Origin of the sequence: Streptomyces avermitilis MA-4680 = NBRC 14893 (genome assembly GCF_000009765.2) — a bacterium.
GTDB lineage: Bacteria > Actinomycetota > Actinomycetes > Streptomycetales > Streptomycetaceae > Streptomyces > Streptomyces avermitilis.
Window position 1 is genome coordinate 22,875 of sequence record NC_003155.5, and the last position, 26,176, is coordinate 49,050.

The window sequence follows — 26,176 nt, forward strand, 5'->3', positions numbered from 1 at the left end:
CGCCGCCCATCCCGCCCTCCCACCCCTCAACTCCAGCCAGGGCATGGGCGAAGGGGGTCGCAACGGGGATGTCAGCGGCCCGACCACGCCATACGTCTGCGGTGACCTGGGCGGACCCGAGGACGCGGTGAAGGCCTGCGCAACCTCTACCGCAACACCTAGCGCAATCCGGGGCCCTACGCGGTCGGGTGAAGACGCCAGGATCGGAGAACTTCTGCGGGTCGCGGCGCGTAGTGCCAAGGCATGAGGGAGATCACTGACGCGCACGTGGCAGAGCCGGACCTGGCTGTGGTGGAGGTCGCGGCCGCCGATGATGAAACCGCGCTCGCGGTCCAAGAGCTGCTCGCCGCGCGGTGCGCGATTGCACCGGCGGACCGTACGACCCGGGAGCCTGGTGAGCCCGGTGTACGGCTGCGCTGCTCCCTGGACCTGCGCCAAGAACCCGACTCGTAGGACTGCGGACGAGCGACCGCGTCCGCTGACCAGCCGTGGTCCGGGTCATGGTCGGGGCTGGCGGCGGCCTGGTCAATCCCGTGGTCGGTCTGCTACCGGTGGGAGTGGTCGTCCACAGTGGGGCGATGAGTGAACTCCGCCCCTAGGACGAGGTGTCCTCAGGCGCTGCGTGATCGGCGTGCTGCCGTCCTCTTCGTGGCCTTCTTCGCCGTCGTCTTCTTGGCCGACTGCTGCTTCGCGGTCTTCTTCTTCGGCAGCTCGTGGACGCCGGCGTCCACGCCGCGGGAGGCCTAGGTCGTGTCCGATGGGTCGAGTGACGCTCCCGTTGGGAACTCGTTCCGTGGGACATGGGGCGGGGAGATCTTTCGGATGAGGAGTGGGCTCGCCTGGAGCCGCACTTGCCGGCGAATCGCGGGCGGGGAGGACGCTGGAAATGCCACCGCCGGGTGATCAACGGGATTCTGTTCCGGCAGCGGACCGGCCTCCCCTGGCGGGATCTGCCTCCCTGCTTCGGTAGCTGGAAGACGGTCCACGACCGTCATCGACGCTGGTCGGCGGACGGAACGTGGGAGAGAATCCTGCGGGCCGTCCAGGCCGACGCCGATGCCGAGGGCCGGATCGACTGGAGCATGGTCAGTGTCAATTCCACGACCTGCCGCGCTCATCAGCACGCGGCTGGCGCCTCCACCCGCGCCCCGAAGATCCCGGGTCGACGCAGGAGCCCCGCGCGCCACCGTCCCGATGAGGCCCTGGGACGCTCGCGAGGCGGGCTCACAAGCAAGATCCACCTCGCCGGGGAAGGCGGGCGCCGCCCGCTCGGGTTCCTCATCACGCCCGGCCAGTGGGGGGATGCACCGCAGATGATTCCCGTCCTGGAAGAGATCCGCGTGCCCCGGCAGGCTGGTGGACGACCGCGCACTCGGCCCGACCATGTTGGAGGCGATAAGGCGTACTCGTCACGCCGCAACCGGCGTCACCTGCGCAGACGTCAGATCAAGCACACGATCCCCGAGCCAAGAGACCAGCGGGCCAACCGTCGGCGCCGCGGCAGCGGAGGCGGTCGGCCCACAGGGTTCGACAAGGCGATCTACCGCCGCCGCAACGAAGTCGAGCGGACCATCAACCGGCTCAAGAACTTCCGAGCCATCGCCACGCGTTTCGACAAACGGGCGTACGTCTTCCACGGAACGGTCACCGTGGCGGCGATCCGCCTATGGCTGCGTCCGGAGTGAAGTGCCCCGTTCAGAGATCCTCGGCACCCGGGTAGTGCTGGCGAAGTTCGCTGAGTACGCGCTTGTCGACAGCCCTGACATCCCACGAGGAGCTGTCGAACTCGGTCAGGACGAGCACCAGCTCGTCCCCGGCGAACCCACGTGCTTCGGCGTCGATCAACTGGAGGAAGGGGGTCGTCAACGACAACAGCGTCAACGTGTCCATGCCGGCGTCGGCGGACCGTCTCTCCATCTCGACACAGCGAGGATCGACGATCTCGTCGAACTCAATGCGCCACGTCAGGTCCAGGCCGAAGCTGCCGAGCCGAACCAGCACCTCAGCCAGGGTCACGTAGTGCTCTCCGTGCCAGGCAGGAAACGTGATTCCCCTCATCCCCACCTCTGCTACGGCTGTATCGCGTGACATGCGGCCCCCTTCGTTCAACGAACATTAGGCCACGGCTCTGATCAGCTCATACGACCCATCGGACAGGCCCTAGCCGTCGCCACGGGCCTGGTTCTCGAACCGGTTGAGCCCAGGGGTGTCGAAGGCCCTGGGCTGGTGGACGGTGCGGGCCAGATCGAGCAGAGAGTGAATGTGCCGGGTCCGGCCCCATCCTGCAGAAATCACCGGCCGTCAGCACCTTTGAGGGCGTTCACGGCGTCATCTCTGGACAGCTCAAGCAGTGATTCCTCGGAGTAATCCTGAATGTCGCTGACGTAGGGCGGGATGCCTGAGCGGCGTGTACAGAAGGTGACATTAGCCGTGAGGGTGTCGTCCGACAGGCCGCCCTCCGAGAGGGAAACGTACCCCAGGAGTGGGTGCTCGCTTTCCGCAGGGGCAGCCTGCAAGGCCAGGCAGGCGTAAGCGATGGAGCGTCGCAAAAGCCGATTCTGCCTTTCGGGCCCTGAAGCGGGGAGGTCGTAGTCCATCATGCCGCGCCCGTTCACCGTGGCTTCGAAGTGAACAATATCCTCGAATTCTCCAGCGGTGGATCCGTGGTACCCCGCCTGCAACGCGGAGAGCAGGTAGGCGCCATTCCCGTCCACGGTCCAGCCTTCCTCCGCGATCGCACGATACGCGGCAGGAACGTCGTCCGGAAGAACCGATGGCAGCTCGGCACCGGCAAGGCTGAGCATTATCTCGTTCATTCTCATCGCTAATCCTCTCCCAGAACCCTGAGCCCCTTGCGGATACCCGCTTCGAAACCAGGAATCTTGCCGACTTCCCGTTCAACCGAACGCGGCAATCCGTCGAACTTCCCTTCGTCGAAATTGTACTGATACTTCGCGGTGGGGTTGCTCTGGTCCTGGAAATGCAGCTGCCCGGCCCGCTGCCCTGGATTCGGATTCTCAACGTCGATCCGGTACGGCCCGTGATTCCACATGGTCTTGCTTGTCACCTGGGTCCCATTGGCTCCGATCATGCCGCTCGGCGGACGTTCCTTGATCCCGTACAACTCGCGCATCTCGTTGATCCCCCGCTCCACCGCGTCGGGGTGGTAGGGATCGTTCTTGAAAGCGGGCTGGGAGGTGTATCCCTCCGGCGGCTCGCACTTCAGCCCGAGCGGGTCGGCCCACATATGGGGATTGGGCACGTAGGCGGCCGGGTTGGGCGCGGGGCCGAGTCCGAGGGGGTCGGGGGTGACGTAGCGGGCGGTCTCGGGGTCGTAGTGACGGAAGTAGTTGTAGTGCAGGCCGGTTTCGGGGTCGTAGTACTGGCCGGGGAAACGCAGCGGCGTGTATGCCGTGCTGTTCTTCGCCCAGGTGGTGCTGCCCCACAGGGTGGCACGGGTGCGCCAGACAATCTCTCCCCGCTCGTCGAGGAGTTCGCTCGGGGTACCGACGAGGTCGGTGACGATGGCGAAGAAGCGGGAGTCGATCTCCTGCTGGGGTGCGTCGGCCGCGACGATACGTTCGGTCTGCGTGACCGGCCGTAGGCCCTGGTGGTCCCAGGTGAGGGTGACCTGGTGGGGCAGGTCGGGAGATGTGGTGGTCTGCTCGCACAGAACCGTGCCGTCCCAGGTGAAGTCGACTCGCTCGACGAGGGTTTCGCCGTCTTCGGCGAGGCGGAGTTTGGCGGTGCGCCGGCCCAGCGGGTCGTAGGTGTAGCGCCAGCGGGTGCCGTCCGGGGTGGTCACGGAGGTCAGGCGGTCTTCGGCGTCCCAGGTGTAGCGCCAGGTGTCGGGTTTGCGGGACAGTCGGGTCTTCTGGCGCAGGATGATGCGGCCGAGGCCGTCGTGTTCGTAGCGGACCTGGCCAGCGCGCGTGAGACTGGTACCCGTGTATGTGCGATTGCCGATCGCTTCCTGGCCGGGATGACCCGCCGGCCAGGAGGCCGACGTCTGGTTGCCCACCGCGTCGTAGGCGTAGGTCTCGGTCCAGTTCACCGCATGGACGGCCGTCACCCGGCCGGCCAGGTCCAGATCGAAGCGGCGCTTGCCCGAGAGTTGGTCCTCGATGCCGATCAGGTGGCCGTCGGCGCGGTAGGTGTACTGGCGGTGCTGCGTCCTGCGACCGGCCGGACCCAGCACGGACTGGGATGTCAGGCGGCCGAGGGCGTCGAAGGAGTGTTCCAGGGTGATGTGGCCGAAGCGGCGGCCAAGCTCGCGGCCTGCCTCGTCGTAGACGAAGTCGATGCTCCGACCGGAGCCGGTCATGCTGGTGCGGCGCCCGGCCACGTCGTAGGACCAGATGGTCGTGGCGCTGCTGGGGGTGGTGCGGCGGGTACGGCGACCGAGCTCGTCGTAGTCGTAGGTCAGTGCCCGGCCGTTGACCGCTTCCGAAATCATACGGCCGTGGCGGTCGCGCAGGATGGTGAGCGCGGTGCCGTCCGGACCGGTGGCCTGCGCCAGCTGGTCGGTGAAGTCGTAGGCGTACGTCGTGGCCTGTCCGGCGGCGTCCTTGCGCACGATCTGGCCCAGTTCGTTGCGCTCGAAGGCGATCATCTGGCCGAGGGCGTTGGTGCGCGAGGCGAGGCGGCCTGCGAAGTCGTACTCGTAGGTGAGGGTTCGGTTGTCGAAGTCCGTCTCCGCGACCAGCCGCCCGGCCGCGTCATAGGCGTAGTTCCAGGTAAGGCCGTGGGGGTTGGTGACCTGGGACAGGCGTAGCTCGGTGTCGTGCTCGAACTCGTAGCGCACCCCGTCCGGGCCGGTGCGGGCGGTGGGCAGGTCGAAGTGCGTGTACTCGAACAGACTCACGCCCCCGACCGGGTCGGTGTGGCTGGTGCAGTTGCCCTCACCGTCGTATGTCCACGACTCACTCGTGCCGTCGGGAGCTGTGCGCCGAGACAGGTGGCCCTCCACTGTCCACTCCAGCCGTGTGGTGGCGCCGGTTGGATCAGTGATCGCAGTGGTGCGGCCGAAGGCGTCGCGCTCGTATCGCGTCACCGCGCCCAGGGGGTCGGTGACTGTCAACGGCAGTCCGGCCCGGTCGCAGACGATGCCGGTGGTGTGACCGAGCGGATCAGTCATCGACGTGAGACGACCACCCTCGTCGTAGCCGAAGCGGGTGGTCTGACCGGACGGGTCGGTGACCGAGGTGAGGTTGCCGCGTTCGTCGAAGGTCTGCCGGGTGATCGTGCCATCCGGATTGACCAGTTTCACCGGCAGGCCGAGGGCGTTGTACTCGGCCCGTGCCTCGCGGCCGTCCGGGCGGGTCGCTGCAACGAGGTTGCCTGCGTCGTCGTAGCGGAACGAGGTCGTATGCCCGAGGGGGTCGGTCTGGGACAGCAGCCGGTTGTAGCGGTCGCGCTGGTAGCGGGTGACCGCGCCGAGTGCGTCCGTCTCAGCGATCACCTGACAGCGTCGGTTGATCAGGTAGTGGGTGGTTTGACCGTATGAGTCCGTGACGGTCGTCGTGTGTGCGCCGGTGCCGGGGTCAACTGCCCCGTAGGCGAAGGTTGAGCGCAGGTGGCCCGCGGCGCCCGACTGGTGGGTGCAGCGGTCTTCGTCGTCGTAGGCGTAGCTGAAGTGGCTGTCGTTGGTGTCGGTCCAGGAGGTGATGCGGCCGAGTTCGTCGCACACGTACTGAAGGGGGCGGCCGGAGGAGTTGACGACCTCGGTGAGGTGGCCGTCGGTGTAGCCGTAGCGAATCAGATCCTGGTCCCCGCCGTCCACGGCCGCGCTGGCCAGGTGCAGCGCGGTGACACGCCCGGCCTCCGTGGATATGCGCAGGCGGTAGCCGCCGCTGTGGGTGAGATACCGGGGTGCGCCGTCGGCGTCGTACTCGAACGTGATCCAGTTGCCGTTGCGGTCGTCGAGCTGCTCCAGCACCGCCAGAGTGTCGGAGCGGTCGACGAAGTGCCGTATGTGGCCCGACTTCTGGTCTGTCAGCGTGTAGCCGCCGTCCGTGCGGTCGAGTGACCAGCGCGGACCGTGGCTGGGCAGGGTGGGCACGCCGGGGGCCGGGTGTGGGTAGGCGAGCACCAGGCCGTCCTCGCCGACGAGGACAACACCCGCCGTGTCGACCTCCAGGCGCTGGTCGAGCGTTGAGGACCACGTCGGGCCGAACCAGCCGCCCAGCCGGTACGACGACTCGAACTGGCGCTTGACGACCAGAGGCAGCTGCCCCGGAAGCGAGACGTCGATCTGTGGCAGTACCATCCGGCCGGTCGCGACATCGACGGGGTCCTTCTCGCAGATCTTTGCGCCCCGCTGCCGCGACGCGTCCTCGGCCGCGTCCTCCACCGCGTTCCGCGCGGTCTTGCGCAGCCCCTGCTCCGCAACCCCCTCCATGCCCTCCTTCAGCGCGAGCCGCATCCCGCCGCGGGCCAGTCCCGCGCCCTTGGTGCCGATGAGTTCCGGGATGAGGCGGCCGACGAACTCCGAGGGGTCCTTCTTGAAGCCGTCCACGGCGGCCTGGACGACCCGTTCGGGGTGTGCGGCGGTGGAGACCAGGCCGGAGAGCGTCATGCTGACGTTCTGCAGGTAGACGGCCGGGTGGGTGAGGTTGTAGGGGTCGGTGGGGTTCAGGCCGGGGGCGAAGTCACCAGGCCGGCCGTGCCCTTGAGGGCGCCGCCCACCACGTGGGTGAGTTCGGTGTTGGCCGCCTGGAAGCCGTCTTTGAGGTCGTTGCCGATGCGGTCCAGGGGCGGGGGCTCCGCGGGCGCGTGCGCCAGGGCGGCCTTGATTTTGCCCTGTGCTTCGGAGGCGGCGGTGTTGCGCTGCTTGCGGGCCTCGGCGAGTTTCTGGGCGGCGGCCTTGATGTCGGCCTTGCCGGGGTCGTGGAACGGCTCGGGTTTCGGGCCCGGGTCCTCGTTCGCCTTGATCTTGGCGTTGTAGGCGTCGACCTTCTTGTTGTAGGCGTCGACCGCGTCCTGGGACGCCTTGACACCCTTCTTGTAGAGCTCGACGGCCTCCTTCGCCTGCCCTTGCGCCCACTTGAGGGTGTCCGCGTACAACTCCAGCGCCCCCGCCGCCGTGTTGCACGCCTCGGCCGCCTGTGCCCACTTGGTGGGGTGGACGCCGAACTTCTCCCGGAAGGCCTCACCGCCCTCACCCTGCCAGCCGGAGGAGTCGACCTTCCGCAGCCCCGAACTCACCTTGTCGAAGGCGCCGTGGAAGTCCTTCAGGTGCTTGGCACTCTCGCGGATCTTGTCCGGATGGCCGTAGACGAGTTCGTCGGGCTCCTCGGTCTGGCCGAGCTGCTGCTCACCCGGGGTGGCCCCAGGTCGGAGGCGATTTCGTCGCCCCAGTCCTCCACACTGTCGGCCCAGTCGTGCGCACCGACCTTGTCCAGGCCCTCGCCCACCTTGTCCGTGGCCCAGTCGACGCCCTCGCCGAGCTTCTTCTTGCCCGCGTCGTAGAGGTTCTCCGCGCCACCCAGAAGCGAGTTGGTGACATCGCCGAGTCCCATCAGCCCTCACCGCCCTGCTGCTCGGCCGCCTTGGCGCGAGCCTCGGGAGAGGGCCCGAAGGTGTCGTCCAGGTACTGGTTGTACTCGTCGTCGGACACTCCGAACGCGCCGTGCAGTTCCTCCGGGTTCACGCCCGGCACCGGACCGATCGTGTGCGAGGTCATCACGTCCCGGCCCGCGTCCTTCCAGGCCTGCCCGCTGTTGGCCATCGCCTGATCGAAGGACTCCTTGCTGTAGTCCACGTTGCCGCCGTACACCCCGGACGTGGCGATGTCGCCCCAGCCCATCTTCTCAACGTTCTCCTCTGAGGCGTACGGATTGCCGATGGCCGCGTTGGTGACGACCTTGAAGGTGCCCTCGATGTACTTGTCGGTTTCGTAGTATGTGCCCGCCGACAGGCCCGTCTTCAGCGCGAAGCCGTTGCCCTCGTTGATCAGCGACCGCACGCCCCACTCCCAGCGCTCGCAGAACGACGTGAACTCACCCGTAAGGCCCTCGTGGCCGAGCTCAAGCCCGGACAGGGCGATGTCGCCGAAGCCGCGCCCGGCTCCGGCCTCGCCGACCATGCCCAGCTCCTTCAACTCGCCCAGCGCCTCGGTCAGACCCTTGGCGATCAGCGCCAGCCCCTCGGTCTTCAGGTCCTTGCCGTCACCGCTCATGCCCCGCCCCCGCGTCCCTGTCGGCGTCGATGTCGAGTGCTGCCTCGTCCGGCACGATGCCGCGCACCGGCGGGAAGACCATGCCCTCTTCGCCGTCCGCGCAGTCCAGCGCCACCCCCCAGGGCACCCCTGCCGCGGGCACCGCCACATCCAGCAGTCGCGCGCCGAGGATCGTCTGGTACGTCCACTCACGCGCCGCCTCACCGCGTGCCACCGCGTAACGGGCCAACGCCTGCTCGTCCGAGAAGGCCAGGATGAAACGGATGCCACCCAAGTCCGCAGTCAACAAGCCGCGTTCCTCGTCCGGTCCGGGACCGTCGCCAAGCGGGACCAGGACGGGGGTACGGCGGAAGTCGCCGAGCAGCGCCGCGAACTCCCGCCTGCGTGCCACTATTTCGGGTACCTCGCGTGCAGCTTCGCGCAGAGGCTCCCGAGAGGGCGGATGTTCTCCCTGCTGTGAATCCGGCTCCCGCTGCTCACGCGACGACGTCACCGGCTCAGGAGCGGCCGACGCGTCAGTCATATCCGCGTAGTCCGCAAGTCGCGACCGTGGAACCCTCTGCGGCCCGTCGACCGCACCCCCGTGCTCAGACATACAGCACATCATCACAACTGCACACGGCACGCCGCAAACGCCAGCCGGAGCAACCGTCGCTTTCATGTCACCGTGCAAGCAAGTGACGGACGGTCATGCGGACGAACGACATCACGCTGAGCCAGCCAACCGTTCCGTGCGACATCGTCCTGCCGGCACCTCCAGGATCGGCTGCGTCATGCCGTACGTCCCGGTGATGGTGTACGCAAAGAGCGGGGGCTACCGGGAACTCGCCAGCACATCGAGTACGCGCAGAACACCAAGCACCTGCCGAGCAAGTACGACACCAGGAAGGTCGCTGACCGCACCCCGCACGATGGCACCCCTCGCCCCGATCTCTCCCCTGCCGTCGTCCCCCACCACAGGTACGGGACGACGGGCTGAGAACGGTGACGGCCAGAGGCCGTAGCCGGCCCGTGCAGCTGCTTCAGGTGTTCGCTTCGCCGTCTGGACCTGTAGCACGAAAGGAAGCCCAGGCATCCAATTGCCCCGAATAGCCTGCTCGACGGTTCCGAGCCGCCGGAGTTCCTGCTCAGCTCCATCGCGGGTCACGGTTCGCGGCGGCTGGGCCTGGACGCCATCCAGGCTCGGACAGTGTCGGAGTACCAGTACGGCTTGCCGCCTTCCACGTGGTCCGGCGCCGGCAAAAGCCCGTGCTTGCGATACCAGCGCACCTTATCGGGCCGCACGTTGATGTACGCGGCGATCTCCTTGTACGACCACAGCGCCCGGTCGATCGTCTTCGTCGGCTCCTCCGCAGTACCGGAGCCAGGGATGAGCGTCATCGTGCGCGCGTGGTCCTGTTGTGTTGCGATGGCGTCGACGAGCTCGGCATGGGTGGTGGCGAGGATCTGGTCCAGGCGGTCGTCGGCCTCGGTCCGCTCGTGCTTGTCGAGCGGGAACTCACGCATTGTTGTCTCCCTTCATGAGGCCGAGCGTGGTCTTCAGGCGCGCACGTGCACGGCAGATGTTCGTGTTGACGGCGCCGGGGGCCATGTTGAGCGCTTCGGCGATCTCCGCGGTGTCGGAGTCGCTCATCACGAATGCCATCACGGTGCGCTGGGTCGGGGGGAGCTGCTGGATCGCATCAATGATTGCGTTCGTCTGCTCGGACAGCTCCACGCAAGTCACCGGGTCGATCCCGCCCGGCAGGTCGGGGAGTTCGTCCGTCGGGATCTCGCGGGTGCGCTCGTTTTGCCGTAAATAGGCGCGGATTGCGGACTTGCGCATGTAGGCGCGAGGATACTCCAGGGTCTTCCACCGGTCGGGGAGCAGCTGGGACAGTACTTCGTGTGCGAGGTCGTCGGCCTCCCACACACGTGCCCCGGCGTAGATCAGGAAGGCGATCAGACGCTTCTTCTCGGTGCGATAGAAGACGGAGAAGTCGTCGCGCCTCACCAACTCGGTCGACGGGACTGGCCGGGTTTCAGGGAGCGGCTCCCTCCGTCCGGCTTGGGCCGGGGTTTCGCTCATCACGCCGCCTTACTGGGCGGGAGCTTGATCGTGACCCGCCGGCCGTCGCGCAGAACCTCAGTGACCTCGCTGCCGGGCGGCAGCGAGCTGATGGTCTCCATCAGAGTCGCACGTTCCAACTCAGCGCGATGGATCTCCAACTCGACGCGGCGCCTGTGCGACCACGCGCTCAGCCAGACGTATCCGAGCCGGACCGCCGAAGTCGCCACGCCACAGCCCGCGGTGAACGTCACCGGGTCCATGGTGCCTCCCATTTCTGTCTCGGCGGCGCATCCCGAGCCCCGCATCACCTCCTTAAGTCACGAACCCCCTCCTGCATTACATGCCAATGTGGATGTTTCGGCACCGCGTCAAAAGGCGCAGAGCATGGCCGGTCCCTTCCTCTCTACGCAGACGCCACCCGATGAGGTGATCGCGAACCTCGCCGAAATGTCAGCCGAGGCAACCCCGCACCCGCTATAGCAGTCGGCATGAGAATGGCCTGGCCTTTCGTCACCCATGTCAGCAACAGGTGAGCACCATCCGCCAGTGCCAACTACCAGGTCACTGAGGCTGCGCCACTGACATTCAGATGACGATGCCCAGCTGACACTTCCCCGCAGACTGTCACCAACATCGTGCAAGCTCTCCGCGAGCACCACCCCACCACCGGCCAGACCCCGCCCTCAAACTCCGGCACTACCACATGACCACCCCCCAGCCCGAGGCCCGCACGCCGCTTCTTACGTAGCGGCCCAATCAACCTGCACGCCACCCAGGCAACCTGCACGACCCCCAGGCCAGAAGCCCGCAGCCCCCACCACCAGACCACCAACCGGCCCCGAGCAACACGAAACGAACCGCTACAACTGAGAAACCACCAGCCCAGAACACCCGCACTACGCAGAAAGAGGACCCGCGACATAAAGAGGGCGCATACCCCCTTGGGGCATGGGTGGCAGAACAGCGACGGGCCTACGGGGCAGGGCAGATGAGCGGCCTGCGCGCCCGCCGGCTGGAGAAGCTCGGCATGGTGTGGAGCGTCGCTGACGAACGCTTCCAGGAGAACCTGGAGGCCGCGAAGGCGTACTACGAGGATCACTGGACCCTCTGTGCTCCGAGGTCGGCAACGGCCCTGGACAGGCCGGTGGGGCAGTGGTTGAGCAACCTGCGGCGCGCGGGTGCGCTGGACGGCCACCCGGAGTGGAAGGCCGCGCTGGAGGCCGTAGACCCGTACTGGAACCCGGACTGGCCGGTGGACTGGCAGCGGCACTACGCCGCGCTGCGGGAGCTGGTGCGCGATGAGGGCCAGGCCGACGTCCTGCCCGGCGTGACCGTGCACGGGATGGGCGTCGGACGGTTTGTCGCGAAGAACCGTCAGCACGCCGTCTGGCAGGGCCTGATGGACGGGCAGCGCGAGCTCCTGGAGGCCATCGGCATCGAGAAGGGCAACCTGACGGCCCTGCCGGAACTGGCCCGGGAGTACGCCGAGGACAACACCGGCGCCCGTATCGTGATCGTCGACCGCACCGGCCGACTGCTCACCGACTCCGCAGGCACCACCGCCACCGGGACCACGCTCGCCGGCGAGCCGGACATCGCCGCCGCCCTGCGCAACCAGACCACGGTCGCCACCCGCACCGGCACTGATGGTGGTGACGTTCTGGCGGCAACCATGCCGGGCTCCTCCGGCACCACGATCCGCGGCGGGCTGCGGGTGACCTACCCGATGACCATGGTCACCGACCGGGAACACCGCATCTGGGCCGCCCTCGCCCTGGCCGGCGCGTGCGTCCTGGCCGCCGTGGCGCTCGTGGCGTTCACCCTGGCCCGCTGGATCACGCGCCCCCTGCGCACCCTGGAACGCGCCACCACCCAACTCGCCGCCGGCCGTCTGGACAACCCGCCCGACGCCGGCAGCGGACCGCCCGAACTGCGCCGCCTGGCCGCCGCGTTCACCCACACCGCCACCCGCCTGCAGCACCTGCTCCAGGCCCAGCACAGCTTCGCCTCCGAAGCCTCCCACCAGCTCAAAACCCCGCTGACCTCGCTGCGGCTGCGCCTGGAGAACTTCGAGCCCTACCTCGACCCCCGCGCCCATCCCAGCCTGGAAGAGACCATCGCAGAGGTCGAACGCCTCAGCCGCATGGTCCACGGCCTGCTCGCCCTGGCCCGCCTGGAAAACACCGCCACCACCCCCGAACCCGTCGACGCGGACGCCGTCCTCGCCGAGCGGGCGGCCATGTGGGAGCCACTCGCCGCCGAGCAATACGTCACCATCACGGTCTTCGGCCCAGCGGTCGGCCGGGTGTGGGCGATTCCCGGCGCGCTGGAACAGATCATCGACAACCTCGTCGCCAACGCGCTGCGGGTCTCTCCGCCCGGCACGTCCATCACCCTGGCCCGCGCTCCCGGCGCCGATCTCCACGTCATCGACCAGGGCCCCGGCATGTCGGAGGCCGACCGGGAACGGGCCTTCGACCGCTTCTGGCGCGCCTCCGACTCCCATCACGACGGCACCGGCCTGGGCCTGCCCATCGTCCGCCACCTCGTGCACGCCTCCGGGGGCGAGATCACACTGCATGCAGCCACCGGCGGAGGTCTGGACGCCCGCGTCCGGCTACGCCCCGCCAGCCGGGAACGCCGCTTTCAGGCAACTGCCATAACAGGCGCGGCAGGCCGCGGACGATGAGCACGAATCGAGAGTGCTGTGCGGGTGGAATGTCCTTCCCCCTGGAGGCCTCAAGCCGATGAAACCGCGTCCGCTGTCCTCACTGACGACTCCTTCAACACGCTGACTTGCCAAGGAAGACGAACCTGTCCGGGTGCGGCCGGTCGTCGTTCGGGCTCCGATGCCGGCGACGTACAGCCCGCGGTAGGCGATGAACCCGTTGTCGGCCGCGTCCTCGCCGCTGGGGGTCCAGAGGCATTCGGCGAGACGGGCGTTTCCGTCGTCGGTCTCGCTGGTCTCGATCTCGTACAGGGCCGTCGTCATGCCGACACCTCGCGGGCGATAGCGGCCGCCAGGAGCACGGCGGCATCGGTCTCGTACGGGTCGTCGTAGCTCTCGTGGTCGCTGACGTCGAACGGCGCGGCCTTCGCGGTGACCGTGAACCCGGGGCCGACGGTGGCCGCGCTGCCCGCCAGCTCGGTGTTGAGGCGATCGGCGTCGCGGGAAGCGAGCCAGTCTGGTTGTAGGGACCGAGGCGGAGCAGCGTGTACCCGGTGTTGTCCGGTCGCCGGGCTTCAACATGCACGCCGTAGTTCGCCGGGGCCATGCCGACGACGGCCGGAAGGTCCAGGCCCGCCGCGGCGTGGGTGAGCGGCGCGTAGGCCGGATTCCACGCGCCGTGGATCGAGTCCGTCTCGCAGCGCAGCCAGCCCAGTTCCCGGTAGCGCTCGCCGTAGGGCGTGTACGAGCCGCCGGGGTGTTGCAGGGCGACGGCGATGATGTCGGGTCCGTGGTCGTCACTCGGGCGCGGGTGAGCGCGCTCAACGAACGGCCCACGCGGACGGCGAGGTCCTGGCAGTGGCCGGGGGTCCAGGGCTCCGGTCGCGCAGGGCGGCGAGCATCGCACGGAACTGATCGACGCGGCCTGGTCCTCGGGGGAGAGGGCGCCGGGCGCCTGGCCGCATCGGCGGCAGAGACGGCGCTTCATCGGGTGGCCTCCTGTGTGGGGCTGGGGTGGGCGGTTCCGCTGGCGGGCGTCTTGAGCACGCGCGGCAAGTGGACGTGAAGGTGCTCGACTTCGACCTCGCGGCCCCGGTCGCGGAGTGCGCGGGCAAGGATTTCGGTGAGGCCGCTTCACTTAACCGGATTAAGACCCTCCGAGCCGAATCATCGACGGGGCATGGCAGACGGCCGCAGGCGGCGATCTGCGCTTCCCGGAGGCACTGGGGAAGCGACCACTCGGGTCGGGCCTCATCGAACGCTGCCTCGCCGGCTTCGCCCGGCCGGTCCGGGCGAACAGAGTCTGGCCCATGGAAGATTCAACGGAGGCGAGTCGGGTCTGGCGGACACGGTGGGAATGACATTCCGCTCGGCCCGGACCAGGTCGCGGTGAGCATCCGCCATCGCCGCGCGGGGGCGTCGAGGAGACCGCCTTCGCGCCCGCCAGCCGGGAGAGGGTGGCGCTCACCGCGGGCGTGGAGGCGCTGCCAGTGATCACCCAAGACCGGCAGATATACTTCGTAGCTCGATATATGATTGATGCATGACCAGACGGAACCCGCCGTTGACGGAACCGCAGTACTTCATCCTTGCTGCGCTCATGGATGGTCCGTTGCACGGTTACGGCATCATCAAGGCTGCCGAGCAGGCCACCGACGGACGGCTCCGGATCGCTGTCGGCACGCTCTACGGGGCGCTGGAGCGGATGGAGCGGGCCGGGCTGGTGGCCGCCGGCCATGAGGAGATCGTGGACGGGCGAGCGCGGCGCTACTACCGGCTCACCGAGGACGGCACCGAGGCGCTCGGCCGGGAAGCGCTGCGGATGCAGCAGGCGGCGGCCGTCGTCATCGGACGCGCGCGGGATGCCGGAGCGGCCCCGGCATGAATCGTCTGCTGCTTGCGGCCTATCCCAAATCCTACCGTTCCCGGCAGGGCAAGGAGTTGCTGGCCTGCCTTGCCGAGGCGTATCCCGGCCGCTCCTGGCCGCCGCCGCGGGAAGTTGCCGCCTTGGTGCGCGCCGGGGTGCAGGCCCGCGCCCGTGCCACCGTTGACGACACTACTCGGCCGTGGTGGCTGGACGGCATCCATCTGGCCGCCCTGGCCCTCGCCGCGCTGGCGCTGGTTCCGTACTTGCAGGATGTGTGGCACTGGGCACTGCACATCGACCCCGGACAGCACGCCATCGCCTTCCACTTCTCCGGCTGGTATCCGTGGGCCGGAGGTCCCACGCGGATTCGGCTGCTGCCCTACGGGCTGCTCCCGCTGGGCGGCCTGATCGCTCTGCTGCGTGGCAGAGCGTGGATCGCGCTGCCGGCCGCGGCATCCATGATCTGGGCCGGCGCCACGACCCACGGCCGCACCCTCTTCGGCGACGAGGGCAAGGCGGGCTTGAGCTACTACGGGTTGGGCGCCCCGATAACGGCCCGTGACCTGGCGCTCTCGGGGACACTGTGCGCCGCGTGCGCCGTGCTGGCGCTCTGCCGACCCAGCCGTCTGCGACGCCGCTCGTACCGTTGGCTAGCCCCCGTCGTGCTCGCCATGTTCGTGGCCGGGGGCCTGCACATCATCTCTGTCAGTCCGACTTTCCAGCGCGGCTTGTTCGTCCTCGAGGTCGCCGCGCTGCTCGGCGCGTGGGTGGCGACGGCAGCCACCGGCGACCACCGGTGGCTGATCCCCGTCGCAGCGGTCGCGATCGTCCGCACGCAGGCGATCGTCGCCCAGCCGGACGCGTTCATGCAGTCCTTTCCGGACCTGGTCGTTCTCCTCCTGCTGATCGCACCCCTCCCTGCCCTGGCGATCACCGCCCAGCGCCGACAGGGCCAGGCACTCCCCGAATAGGAGCGGACCCCCGGTGGGCCGGCCGAGCCCGGCGGCCCACGTCGTGCCACAAGACGTGCGTGACCTAACTCCCCTCAACGGAAGAAACAGAGCGATGACTCAGCACGATCCTCCGACCCTGCCCGCGCACCGTCCGCGGGCCTCAAGACAGGCCCCCGAGGCCCCCGACGCACCCAGCCTGTCGCGTACGACACGGCCGTGGATGCCGGCTCTGCTGTACACCCTGGGGTTCCTGACGGTCTACCTGCTCGCCATCTGCACCCCGTGGGGGCAACGAGCTGAGAACGCCCTGTTTGGTCTCGGTAAACAAGGCGGCGAAGAAGCATGGTTCTACCCCCTGTCAGGAGCGGCCTACGGCTCGACGCCCCTGCCGCCGCTGGAATTGAGTGCCAAGCCCACCCTGATGGTGGGCCTGGCCGTCATCGTGGTCCTCACCCTGGTGCGGCGGTGCTGGTGGCCGGGGTGCGCGGCGCTCGGGGTCGTCATTCTCACGACCGGAGGCAAGGAGGTGCTCAAATCGACCCTGCCCCGCCCCGATCTGGTGGGCGCGCCCGAGAATCTCCTTGATCAGGGGTTCCCCAGCGGGCACACGGCCATCCCCGCCGCGCTGACCCTCGCCGCCGTCCTCGTGGTTTCCCCCCGCATCCGCCCCTACGTCGCCACGGCCGGTGTGCTGTGGCTCGCCTGCATCGCCGCCTACAGCGCGACCAACGGCGGCCACCGGCCCAGCGAAGTGCTGGGGGCCACACTATTGGCCTGTGCCTGTTACGGCCTCGCAACCTGGCTGCTGCCGCCGTCCGCCGCGCCGGGCGCCACGCGGAGCCCTCGAGCGCTGCCCGTCATCACCCTGACGCTGGCACTGGCCGTCGCCCTCGTTTCCGGCGCACGCAACGACACCCTCACAAGGTCACTGGTCTCCGCGGCGACGGGCTTCATATGTGCGGCCCTGGTCTGGTACGCCGCAGTCGGGCGGCCTGCACACACCGCACGCCGCACACGCCCCGCACTGGGCTGACCACCCGGCCGGCTCCGGGCGGGAACCGGCGCATCCTGGCAAAGCGGCTGTCCGATGCCACCGCCCAGTCGTAGAAGCCGTCGACGCCCGAGCGGGGATGCGCTCCCGCCCGACGTGTCCTCCCATAGTCCGGTCAACAGGTCGGTGCCGGCCTCCTGTTCTCTCGCCTATTCCGACTTGTTGCCGAACATCAATCGATCACGGGTCGTCTGTAGCTCCCCACGCCAAGCCGGTTAGGGACGTGCGACGTGCACTGCATCTGTCCAATGAGCACTGGACTTGTCGCGCTGGGTATTCGAGTTGGCGGGCGGGTTGGCCCTCGTCGAGGCTGAGCGGGTGGGGTCACAGATGGCGTGAGCGCTGGACCGAAAGGGTTTGGCACGGGGGCCACACATCGACGATGATCACCTCATGACCACCAGAAAGGGCCATGCCTTCTAGGCGGCCCGCTTCGCTCTCCACCGCTCGCGCACCGCCGCCGCTCACCGCAGCGCCCGAACGCCGTGACCGCCCACCCAGGAGAGCCCGCCCGTGCAGAAGACTGCCCTCGTTCCCTATGCCCACCTTCCCCGAGCGCACCACGCCCACCACGTCCTGACCAGCACCGTCGACGTCTTCGGCACCGCCCACTGGCTGCTTGCCGACCGCGCTCCGCAGCCCGGCGGCGATGTCCTGCCCTTCGACGCGCTGGTCGTCTCCGTACATCCGGGCGGCGACGTCGAACTCACCGAGCTGAGCGCCGTGCGGGCCCGCTGGCCGCACCTGGACCGCCTGCCTGACGGCGGGTTCGTCGTCGCAGCATCCCGCGCCCGCCGGTACGAGGACGCGGACCAGGTCCAGGTCTTCGACGCGCTCGGCCGCGAGGCCTCCTCCTTCTCCGTCGGGGACGCCATCGAGCACCTGCTCGTGGACGAGGCCGGCCACATCTGGGTCGGGCACTTCGACGAAAACCCGGCCGGAATCCGCCGCTGGAGCCCCACAGGCCACATCTACTGGACGTCCGACGGCGCAAGCATCCCTGGCCTCTTCGACTGCTACGCCCTGAACGTGTCGGGCACCACCGCCTGGGCGTGCACGTACACCGACTTCCCGCTCGTCGAGATACGCCCCGACCGGCCCGTGAGGGTGTGGCCGAACCAGGTACGGGGCGCCAAGGCAGTGGCCATCCACGGCGAGCGGGTCGCCTTCTACGGCGGCTACGGCGAATGGCCCCGCCCATCGTCTGGGGCCCGCGCTCCTGCGCGCCCGCGTCGCTGCTCAAGCAGCCCCGGCCTGAGGGGGCTTGCGTCCTCCCATCCGGGGGCTAGCGTCCAGCCAGTCCTGGTGCTCACGCTCGGGCACGTCACAGACCATGAGGAAGGCCAGCATCTGATCCTTGTTGAGCATTGCTGCGGGGAAGGCGCCCCAGACCGGCCCGGCGTTCCATCTCCCGCAGCGGCATCGCTCCGGCTCGCTGGTACATCTCGCGCAGCGCGGCACGCAGTTCCGCCGCGTTCTCCACCAGTCGGAAGGGGGCTCTCATGGCTGAGCTTGTCCGGCAGCAGCATCTTGACGCTGACGTGGGCTACCACGGCTTTGGTTTTCAGGAGTCCGATGACGGAGACATCCTGGCCCCCTTCCCGGATGACTTCGCCGACGAGGTGTTCCTGAACGCCTTCCCGGGACGGCTCGATATCTACAGCGCCGGCCACACGCACACCGCGTCGGTCACCGTCGCGGTATGGGACGGCCCGCCAGCCGCGCACGACCGGGTGCAGTGGGACGAGCAGGCGGAAGCCGACTACGACTCGGCCAGCGGCGAAGTCGCCGTGTGGTCGATGAGTCTGGGGCGTGCTGACGAGGTGATCACGCTGGCCGACTCGGGCGGGCTCTGGCGTGTGCGGGTGAGCTGCACCGGGCGTGCCGTGGCCGCGCGTCTGTCGGAGGAGGAGGGCACTGGCCACGGGGTCGAGAAGTATCTGGTGCAGTTCTGGCCCCGCACAGCCTGACCGGCGGGAGCCGGGGCGGCCGCATACTGCCGCCGCCCCGGCTTCACACGGGTCAGGAGACGATCTTCACGCCGAATCCGTCCTCGAGGCCGTCAATGAGGCGGTTCTTCGCGTAGAAGCTGAGCAGCAGGCTGCCGCCTGCCCCGTTGTCCGCCTTCGCGATCGGACGCACGGAGAAGTTGAACTTTCTCGCGTCAGGGTCGTAGTCGTACTCGGCGGCACCTTCGTAGGTGGTGGCGAAGGGGTACTCGTCGCACTGCGAGCCGGAGGGAAGGACCGTCCTCAGTCCGCCGAGGGCAGCCTTCAGCCCGACCCGGAGGGGATTCGCTGACGGCTCATTTCTTTCTTTCGTCACTTAAACCGTGACTTCGGCCATGGTTCTCACACCGGCGGCCTGATGGGATTCGTACATCTGTTCCCACAGAGAGGTCGCAGGTTGATATCCCTCACCGCAAGAACCACAGGAAGACGTCGCTTAGCCCTCGGCACGATCCTCGCGATCGTCATCGGATCCGGTGCCACCGGCACCGCCTACTCGGCCGACGGCTCCGACAACCCGCCGCCCGTCCACGGCCCCGGGGCACGGGCAGCTGCGGCCGCCGAGCCGGACACTCCCAACGGCCCCGAAGTCGGCCCGCCGTTCACGAAGACCAACAACGTGTGGCAGACCGACACCACCACACCGACGTTACGCAACACGGTCACTGCCCCCAGCGGCCACAAGACCACCGCGACCTTCGAAGTTCACACCACCGATTCCAGCGGCAAACCCACGGCCACGGTCGTCAAGCTGACCGACGAGAACCAGTGGGGCGTCCTCGTCTCCGGCGAGGTGACCGCCGGCAAACCGGCCTCCGTCACGGTTCCGGCCGGCAAGCTCAAGAACGGTGTCACCTACGCGGTCCGCTCTTCCGGGTACGACGCCACCAGCAACGTGTACGAGAGCGACTGGTCCCCGTACTCCACCTTCAAGATCAACGTCCCCCCGGCCGAGAAGCCGTACGTCACCTTCCCGGCACCACAGGCCACGTCCGGCATCGACTCACTTGCGCAGACTCCGATCGAATTCACGCGTACCGATCCCGGCCCGGTCACGGGACTGCGCGGCGATGACAACGGCCGGAAATGCTCCGCCCCGGACGCCGAGGGGCGGAAGGTGTGCATCGAAATCAGTCGTGACGCGCCGACTCCCGAAGACGCGGCGGTCGCCAAGGGAGCGATGAGGCAAGCTCTTCGGGGCGCCGATCTCGTCTCGTGGTGCGCCGCGAAACCGGACGGCAAGGACTACATGAACCGGGGCGAGGCGTGTCTGAAGAAGGTCGGCTACGCGACCCTGATCTTCGTCGACGCCGATGACCTGCCGAGGTTCGGCACCGCCACGTTCGCGCTGTCCCAGCAGATCAAGCTGTACAACAAGAAGTCGGACACCGGCACGGACCGTGCGGAGTTCGACCAGCAGCTCACCGTGGTCCCGACGCAGATCGACGACGCGACCGAGGGCGTTCACCTCACCTGGCAGCCGGGCGACAACTGCAAGGACTGCACCAGCTCGCAAGTCCAGTGGTCGAGCAACGACGGCCTCAACACCACGCCGCACTGGGCGGTCGGCGAGGTCGGCGCCCAGTACGCCATGACCGCGAAGAGGCAGACGATCTGGAACGGCACCGGCAAGGAGCAGTTCGACCTCGGCTGGAGCCTCCTCGGTTCCGTCGACGCTGGCAACGCTCACGCGCAGACCAGCCTCGGCACCAGCGGCGACGTCCGTGTCCGGGAACTGGCGCCACGCTGTGACGACATCGCCGGAGGCAACATCAAGACCGGCTGTGTCTTCCCGTACTTCAAGCCCACCTGGACGGTCGACACCAACCTGTACCCGGCGGCCGGCGCCTACTACTGGCTGCTGCAGGAGAAACTCCCCTCCCACCCCGGCAGCCGGAAGTGGGATTCCCTCGTCACCTACCTCGGCCCCGGCAACAACGCCGATCCGGACGGCGGGGACTGGACCAACGACGACAGCCGCGGCATCGTCTGCCCCACAGGGACCAGCGGTTTCAAGCCCAACCCTGCCACGCCCGACGGATCGTGCGACGAGTACGCGCCCGCAAGTACGTACCAGAGCGGCGGCATGCCGAAGGGGCCGAACCAGGTCGCCTCCGGGAAAGAATGCGCACAGCTCTACACCAAACCCATGACCGGCGGCACGTGGGGACTGCTTGCAGAAAACCGCGACGGCTACACCGGCCCGAAGTGGAACGAAAAGTGTGGTCGTGCCTCCGTTCCCACGGATCAGAACACTGGCGCCTTCCGCGACCTCGGCATCAAGTTCGTTCCCCAGATGCGGCTGCTCGACAAGGACGGGTTCTTCATCAGTGATCCTGGCTTCGAGCACTGCAAGAACGCCGACACGGTCTGCGCGTGGAAGAAGGTCGGCTGACCTGACCCTTGAATGACCAAGCCTGTGGCCGGAGCACCCTGTGGTATTCCGGCCACAGTGCTATGCGAAGCGTGTCCATTCCGGGTCCCGCGGATGCGCCGGACCGTCCCACACCAGGGCCTGATCGACGAGACCGGGCACCTTCGTGTCCTGGTGTCCGTCCGCGTACTCCACGCCGCGGTTCTCGTACAGGGCATCGGCGACTTCGATGAGGTAGTCGGCAAACGACGACCACACGCCCAACTTGGGGATGCCGGCCTCTTCGAAGGTTCCGATCCGTCCGTAGCCGGTTCCTGGGGTGCAGTCCGTGAACAGCCCGTACAGACCGCTGCGGTCGGTCGCGGCGAAGGCCAGGTACCGCACCATGGGGTCGTCCGGCCGGCCGATCGTGTGTGGGCCTTCATCCCAGTACGGCAGATGCTGCACCGGAGGGATCCCGTGCTTCCTCGGCAACAGCCAGGCTGTTTCCTGTCCTTGCAGGGGGAGCCCGGTGTCGGGTTCGGGTGTCCAGCCGAAGTCACCGGGGTGACCCGTGCCGTTGCGGAGGCGGTAGAAGGCCTTGAGGCCCGGCGGGACGGTGAGGTCGAGTTCCTGCTCGACCTCACGGATGTCGGCCTCCGGGGCGGGCGGAGGAAGCATCCGGTAGGAGCGCGGAGCGTGCCGCTCCAGCCACTCCTCGATCCTCGCCCAGGCGCCCGCCACGGCCTGCTCCTGCTGCTGATCGTCCGTCATACCTGCGACTCTACGGGTCTCGTGCCGCGCTCCGGCAACCTCACGAACCTCTCCCCCTGCACAAAACGGCGGCGGTGACATCGGCGCGTGTCGCCCGGAAGACGAGGTCGTCGAGCACGTCGGAGAAGCCGACGGCGACGGCGAACAGGCGCAGGCCCCCGTCCGTACGAAGCCGCTCACTGAGACTGCTTCGCTGGGGCGCGGGCGGCTGGCTGCCGCTTGGCCTCACGGTCAAGTGGCGGGGTGGTGGGAGTGGACTTCGGCATATGGATCTCCGTAGTGACCGGAGACCCAGGTGTCAACGATGAACGTCAGTTTTAGACCCGACTTGCGGAGCGCGTTCAGCACTTCAGCCGAGGAATAGATACGGGAGAAGTTCCGTCAGGCGCTTCGGCTACGCATGCCCGCTGAGGCGAGCACCACCGTCGGCACCGACACCAGGACCGCCCAGCCCAGGCGGCGCGACTGGTACGTGGCGCACGTCGCCTCCACTCCGTCCTCCATCGACCCATGCGCGGGGCTCGAGTCGTTGCCGAGGACGGAGTGGCACTCGGAGCGGGGGTAAGCCGAGCTGATGTCTGGCGCGCTGGTCAGCAACCACAGGATCACGCCGGCTCCGGCGCATGTCAGAAGCCACGCAATTGTTTTGTTCATGCCGTGACTGTATGCCTGCGGCCTGCTCAAACTCTCTATGGTCGGCGACCAGTTCCTGAAGCAGTTCCAGAGTCACGTCCTTCAGGTGCGCGGTGACGTCGGGTAGTGGCCGGGCGCTTCCCCGGGCAGACCCCGCCGCCGCGCGAACTCCGTTTCCGCTGCATAACTTGGGCAGCAGCCACATCGCGGCGCAGAGACCGGGACCGCACGACCTCTGTGTGCTCACGGGCAGGCCCGGTCCCCGCGAAAGTCGGTATGCGCCGCACCACGGTGCTCCAAGCCCTCGTTGACGGGGAGAGCGTGGGCGAAGCCTGGGGGCGGGGTCGCCCGACTCACCGGGCATGCGGTGAGCGTGCCCGGTGAGTCCCGCCGCGGCGGCCGCTTCCTTACACCGCGGCGATGCCCTCCATGCCGGATTCGGCGAAGGCGGGCAGGTCTGTGACCGTCGTGACCTTGGTGAGGGCGCCGGTGCGTCCGACGCGGAAGCCGTCGACGGTGCCGGAGGTCGCGTTCTGGACGTAGACGAACTTGTCGGCGGCGACGGCGATGTCGATGACGCCCTGGGACTTCGCGGACGGCGCGGCGGCGATGCCTGCCTCGTTGGTCAGCGCGAGCCGGCCCCGGGCGTCCATGCGGTAGCCGCTCACGGTCGAGTTGCCGGTGTTTCCGCCGTAGAAGAAGTCACCGGCGCGTTCCAGCCAGCACAGGGTGTCCTGCCCGTTCGGCAAGGGCTTTTGGAGGACTTGCAGCTCCCCGTTGCGACGGACCTTGTAGGTGCTGACGGTGGACTCGGCGGCCTCGGCGACCAGCATGCGGCCCGTTTTGTCGAAGGCGATGGCGAACGGCACCATGCCCGCGGACTTGTTCACGACCGGCTTGTGCGCCGGGCGGCCGTCCCGACCGATGGGGAAGACCTCGACGGTGTTGGCCGACTTGGTGGTGACGACCAGGTTCCGGCCGTCCGGAGTGAACGCCGCCTGGCCCGGCGAGCTGCTGAACAGCGGCACCTTCTCGTTCTTCAGCCCCAGGGTGCGCAACGAACCGCTGAGCGGCTTCAGGCCCATCGTGGTGATTCTGAAACCCTGGACGCTTCCCGCGCCGCCCGCGTTCATGACGTAGGCCAGGTCGCCCGAGACGGCGATGCCGACGGGGAAGTCCCCGCCCGTGGGCACGGTCTGGCGGTCTGTGAGTTTTTGGCCGTGCACAGCGTACGACGTCAGGGTGCCGCTGCCGGCGTTGAGGGCCAGCAGCCGCCCGGAACGCCTGTCGTAGACCAGCGATCCCTGCGATGCCAGCGAGTCGGTGGGCGCGTCGACCTGGTCGCCGCCCTTGCCGCCTGTCGCGTACTTCCCCGCGGCGGTCAGCTTGCCGTCGTCGCCGCGGCGGAAGACGTGGATGGTGTTCCCGGCCAGCTCGTTGCCCTGCACGAACACGGCGTGGTCGGCCTTCGACGCAGTGCGCGGGGTGGGCGAGACCTGGTCTGCCGAGGCGATGTTGACCGTGGCCACCACCGCCGCTACGGCTACCGTGCCGCCGCCGAAGACGGTCGCCCTCTTGTGCAGCGTCGACCTGCGCCTGTTGTGCCTGCTCACGTGTGGCTCCTGTGATCCGGGGGCGTGAGTAAGCAGAGTTGCGGATGGGGAGATGACAATGAAAGCGAACGACGGCCGCGTCAGACTCTCGTAAGAACCCAACGGGCCTCGGCACACGCTAATTTGACGTGTCGGCCATCGCAGTCACGTGCGTCGTGGGCCTGCTCGCCGTCTGGGGCACGGCCGATCCACACAGTCAGCTGGCTTCGTCGCTCTACCCGGCACGCGTGTGATCGATGAATGCGGTCAACGCGTCCACAGTGGCGTCGGGCTGCTCGTCGGGAATGAAGTGCCCGGCTTGTGGGATGACGACGCCGGTCACGTTCTCTGCCCAGGGGCTGATGGCGGCGGCCATGTCGGGGATCGAGCCGTGGGAGCTGGAGATGCCCAGGACCGGGATGGTCAAGTGCCCTCGTCGAGCGAGAGTGTCCTGGTTCTTGCGTGCTGATTCCGCGGCGTCGCGGAAGTAGGCGAGCGACGCTCGCAGCCCTCCCCCGGCTGCGATGGCTGCGGCGTAGTGGTCGATATCGGCGCTGTCGAACGTGTTCGGGGACAGTGTCTTGACCCTCAAGAACCAGCCCACGTAGTCACGCTCGCGGCCGGTGATCAGCGTCTCGGGCAGTTCGGGCACCAGGTGGAATGCCAAGTGCCAGGTCTTCCAGGCCCGTTCGGGATCCGTCGGGATGGCGTCCGGGAGGGTGATTCCGGGAATGCCGGCGTCGAGCAGGGCGACACCGTGCAGCCGGTCTGGGTACCTCAGGGCGAGCGAGAAGGCGACGCAGGCCCCGATGTCGTGGGCGACGAGCCAGTACTTCGGCACGTTGAGCGCGGTCAGCGCGGCCTGGACACGTGAAGCGGCGGTGTGCGTGTCGTAGCCCCCTTGGGGACGATCGGAGTGGCCCTGTCCCGGCAGGTCGACCGCGATCACGTGGAAGCGCTCGGCCAGACGCGGCATCGCCTTGTGCCAAGCCCACCAGGTCTGCGGGAATCCGGCGAGCAGCACGACGGTGGGGCCGCTCGACCGGCCGCCTTCCACGGCGTGAAGCCGGATGCCTTCCGCGTCGACCCAGCGGTGCGTGAAGCCCGCGAGGTTGCGCAGCGGCAGCCCGGGGACGTTGTTCTGCTCGGGAGAGCGGTTCGGGGCGGCGTCGGTCATGCCTCGAGCCTACCCCATCTTGGACCGTTCAGTACAAGATGAGGTGGGGCCGAGGCTGCGCCGGGGGTGCGGTGGCTCGCTGATGCCTTCCGTGAAGTCATCAGCGGCGTTCCGAGAAGGCCGTCCGACAGCGTGACAGTTCCGCGCACGCATCCCGTTCACCAGCCGGCACCAGCACACTCACCCCCACGGCCTTCCTGGTGAACTCCCCTACTCCGTCGCAGGGTTCAGGATCACCAGGAAGGCCGCCCCATACCCTGTAACCACTCCAAAGAGTGACCGCACAATCGGGGCCGAGGGCCAAAGAACAAGCTGAGCGCGCACGACCCGCGGCTGCGCCAGCTCCGCCTGAGACCACCTCCTTCGCCCAGCGGGTGGCCGGACTTCGAAGCCGACGACTGGGCGCGGGCCCACGCCCAACTGTCGGCTTTCGTCGCGGAGAGATCACCCGCCACGTCTGTCATGGCGCTGCTTCATCAGGACCTCCACCCCGTACCGCAGCGAATCTCCCGGCTTGTCGAGCGGGCTGTAGCGCTCGCCTGGCACGGCCCCGCGCTGAGCACCGGCTGCCTTCTGTTCGGGCTGCTGTAGCCGGCAGCGGCGTGCGGCCTGCGTTCGCTGGCTGAGCGGGGGCAGCAGCCCGTCGCCGGGCCACAAAGATCTGACGCCACGGGCCGCAGGGAGCGGCCCCGTCGGCAGGCCGCTCGGGGAGATGGATGTGGGAGAGATTACGCAAGGGCTGGAGCGCGCGTTGCGCACTCGGCCCGTTCTCTCGAGCACCGAGGCTCGCCCGCGGTTTCTGCTCGCGACTCACCAGGGTTCTACAGGAGCGTGGCCGCGTTGCTGGGTGTTTCGCAGCGCACCGTACAG

General features: G+C 68.0%; 23 protein-coding genes and 2 pseudogenes. 8 read left to right on the top strand and 17 right to left on the bottom strand.

Annotated elements, in window-relative coordinates:
• Positions 1-243 precede the first annotated feature (243 nt).
• Together SAVERM_RS00525 and SAVERM_RS00530 are read left to right on the top strand one after the other, a co-directional pair.
• Positions 244-453, top strand: a complete 210-nt coding sequence (locus SAVERM_RS00525) for a DUF6207 family protein (protein ID WP_037651950.1) — start codon at positions 244-246, stop codon at positions 451-453.
• Between the two features lie 347 nt (positions 454-800).
• Positions 801-1,685 (top strand): IS5 family transposase, encoded by an 885-nt coding sequence (locus SAVERM_RS00530; protein WP_010981454.1) that lies wholly within the window; start codon positions 801-803, stop codon positions 1,683-1,685.
• A 10-nt stretch (positions 1,686-1,695) separates the two neighbouring features.
• On the opposite strand, the gene SAVERM_RS00535 is transcribed toward SAVERM_RS00530, so the two are convergent.
• From SAVERM_RS00535 to SAVERM_RS00570, 10 genes and pseudogenes are all read right to left on the bottom strand, one after another.
• Positions 1,696-2,016: a hypothetical protein gene (locus tag SAVERM_RS00535; protein WP_242432213.1), complete on the bottom strand. Its 321-nt coding sequence runs from the start codon at positions 2,014-2,016 to the stop codon at positions 1,696-1,698.
• Between the two features lie 144 nt (positions 2,017-2,160).
• Positions 2,161-2,295 carry a hypothetical protein gene (locus SAVERM_RS45195; protein ID WP_255253770.1) on the bottom strand — a complete coding sequence of 45 codons (135 nt, stop codon included), beginning with the start codon at positions 2,293-2,295 and terminating at the stop codon, positions 2,161-2,163.
• A complete protein-coding gene (locus tag SAVERM_RS00540; RefSeq protein ID WP_010981456.1) occupies positions 2,292-2,816 on the bottom strand; it encodes a hypothetical protein in 525 nt (174 codons plus the stop codon). The genes SAVERM_RS45195 and SAVERM_RS00540 overlap by 4 nt, the downstream gene beginning before the upstream one ends.
• Before the next feature lie 8 nt (positions 2,817-2,824).
• Positions 2,825-6,577: a DUF6531 domain-containing protein gene (locus SAVERM_RS00545; RefSeq protein ID WP_010981457.1), complete on the bottom strand. Its 3,753-nt coding sequence runs from the start codon at positions 6,575-6,577 to the stop codon at positions 2,825-2,827.
• A 56-nt stretch (positions 6,578-6,633) separates the two neighbouring features.
• A pseudogene (locus SAVERM_RS45435) lies at positions 6,634-7,520 on the bottom strand (putative T7SS-secreted protein).
• A complete protein-coding gene (locus SAVERM_RS00550; RefSeq protein WP_037651954.1) occupies positions 7,520-8,179 on the bottom strand; it encodes a hypothetical protein in 660 nt (219 codons plus the stop codon). Before SAVERM_RS00550 ends, SAVERM_RS45435 begins: the two are co-directional and overlap by 1 nt.
• The gene (locus SAVERM_RS00555) at positions 8,169-8,570 is read right to left on the bottom strand and encodes an SseB family protein (RefSeq protein WP_370628407.1); all 402 of its coding nucleotides are present in this window, start codon (positions 8,568-8,570) and stop codon (positions 8,169-8,171) included. Before SAVERM_RS00555 ends, SAVERM_RS00550 begins: the two co-directional genes overlap by 11 nt.
• 752 nt (positions 8,571-9,322) lie before the next feature.
• Complete coding sequence (locus tag SAVERM_RS00560; RefSeq protein WP_042494098.1) at positions 9,323-9,559, bottom strand: helix-turn-helix transcriptional regulator; 237 nt, start codon at positions 9,557-9,559, stop codon at positions 9,323-9,325.
• Positions 9,560-9,677: 118 nt separating this feature from the next.
• On the bottom strand, positions 9,678-10,247 hold the full coding sequence (locus SAVERM_RS00565; RefSeq protein WP_078234668.1) for an RNA polymerase sigma factor: 570 nt from the start codon (positions 10,245-10,247) through the stop codon (positions 9,678-9,680).
• Entirely contained in the window at positions 10,247-10,489 is a 243-nt protein-coding gene (locus SAVERM_RS00570; protein WP_137951135.1) for a hypothetical protein, read from the bottom strand. Before SAVERM_RS00570 ends, SAVERM_RS00565 begins: the two co-directional genes overlap by 1 nt.
• A gap of 659 nt (positions 10,490-11,148) precedes the next feature.
• Between SAVERM_RS00570 and SAVERM_RS00575 the strand changes: the two are divergent.
• The 4 genes and pseudogenes from SAVERM_RS00575 to SAVERM_RS00590 all read left to right on the top strand — a co-directional run.
• Positions 11,149-12,918 (top strand): annotated as a pseudogene (locus tag SAVERM_RS00575) (Helicase associated domain protein); the annotation flags it as partial.
• A gap of 1,522 nt (positions 12,919-14,440) precedes the next feature.
• Positions 14,441-14,782 (top strand): PadR family transcriptional regulator, encoded by a 342-nt coding sequence (locus SAVERM_RS00580; RefSeq protein ID WP_010981465.1) that lies wholly within the window; start codon positions 14,441-14,443, stop codon positions 14,780-14,782.
• Entirely contained in the window at positions 14,779-15,735 is a 957-nt protein-coding gene (locus SAVERM_RS00585; RefSeq protein WP_010981466.1) for a hypothetical protein, read from the top strand. The genes SAVERM_RS00580 and SAVERM_RS00585 overlap by 4 nt, the downstream gene beginning before the upstream one ends.
• Positions 15,736-15,937: 202 nt before the next feature.
• Positions 15,938-16,750 carry a phosphatase PAP2 family protein gene (locus SAVERM_RS00590; protein ID WP_042492582.1) on the top strand — a complete coding sequence of 271 codons (813 nt, stop codon included), beginning with the start codon at positions 15,938-15,940 and terminating at the stop codon, positions 16,748-16,750.
• A gap of 342 nt (positions 16,751-17,092) precedes the next feature.
• On the opposite strand, the gene SAVERM_RS42540 is transcribed toward SAVERM_RS00590, so the two are convergent.
• Entirely contained in the window at positions 17,093-17,689 is a 597-nt protein-coding gene (locus tag SAVERM_RS42540; RefSeq protein ID WP_154696701.1) for a hypothetical protein, read from the bottom strand.
• A gap of 95 nt (positions 17,690-17,784) precedes the next feature.
• A complete protein-coding gene (locus SAVERM_RS45200) occupies positions 17,785-17,916 on the bottom strand; it encodes a hypothetical protein (protein WP_255253771.1) in 132 nt (43 codons plus the stop codon).
• A 354-nt stretch (positions 17,917-18,270) separates the two neighbouring features.
• On the opposite strand from SAVERM_RS45200, the gene SAVERM_RS00600 reads away from it, so the two are divergent.
• Positions 18,271-18,738, top strand: a complete 468-nt coding sequence (locus SAVERM_RS00600) for a hypothetical protein (RefSeq protein ID WP_037651959.1) — start codon at positions 18,271-18,273, stop codon at positions 18,736-18,738.
• A gap of 52 nt (positions 18,739-18,790) precedes the next feature.
• Here SAVERM_RS00600 and SAVERM_RS00605 read toward each other — a convergent pair whose 3' ends face one another.
• Positions 18,791-19,093 (bottom strand): NucA/NucB deoxyribonuclease domain-containing protein, encoded by a 303-nt coding sequence (locus SAVERM_RS00605; RefSeq protein ID WP_010981469.1) that lies wholly within the window; start codon positions 19,091-19,093, stop codon positions 18,791-18,793.
• An 81-nt stretch (positions 19,094-19,174) separates the two neighbouring features.
• Here SAVERM_RS00605 and SAVERM_RS00610 point away from each other — a divergent pair, with 81 nt between their 5' ends.
• The gene (locus tag SAVERM_RS00610; protein WP_037651961.1) at positions 19,175-21,172 is read left to right on the top strand and encodes a hypothetical protein; all 1,998 of its coding nucleotides are present in this window, start codon (positions 19,175-19,177) and stop codon (positions 21,170-21,172) included.
• A 60-nt stretch (positions 21,173-21,232) separates the two neighbouring features.
• Here the strand turns inward: SAVERM_RS00610 and SAVERM_RS00615 are convergent, their stop codons facing one another.
• The 4 genes from SAVERM_RS00615 to SAVERM_RS00630 form a co-directional block, all read right to left on the bottom strand.
• Positions 21,233-21,904, bottom strand: a complete 672-nt coding sequence (locus tag SAVERM_RS00615; RefSeq protein WP_202497278.1) for an SMI1/KNR4 family protein — start codon at positions 21,902-21,904, stop codon at positions 21,233-21,235.
• 381 nt (positions 21,905-22,285) lie between these two features.
• The gene (locus SAVERM_RS00620; protein WP_010981472.1) at positions 22,286-22,558 is read right to left on the bottom strand and encodes a hypothetical protein; all 273 of its coding nucleotides are present in this window, start codon (positions 22,556-22,558) and stop codon (positions 22,286-22,288) included.
• Positions 22,559-22,944: 386 nt separating this feature from the next.
• Complete coding sequence (locus SAVERM_RS00625; protein WP_242432214.1) at positions 22,945-24,150, bottom strand: lactonase family protein; 1,206 nt, start codon at positions 24,148-24,150, stop codon at positions 22,945-22,947.
• A 214-nt stretch (positions 24,151-24,364) separates the two neighbouring features.
• Positions 24,365-25,306: an alpha/beta fold hydrolase gene (locus SAVERM_RS00630; RefSeq protein ID WP_010981474.1), complete on the bottom strand. Its 942-nt coding sequence runs from the start codon at positions 25,304-25,306 to the stop codon at positions 24,365-24,367.
• Positions 25,307-26,176 lie beyond the last annotated feature (870 nt).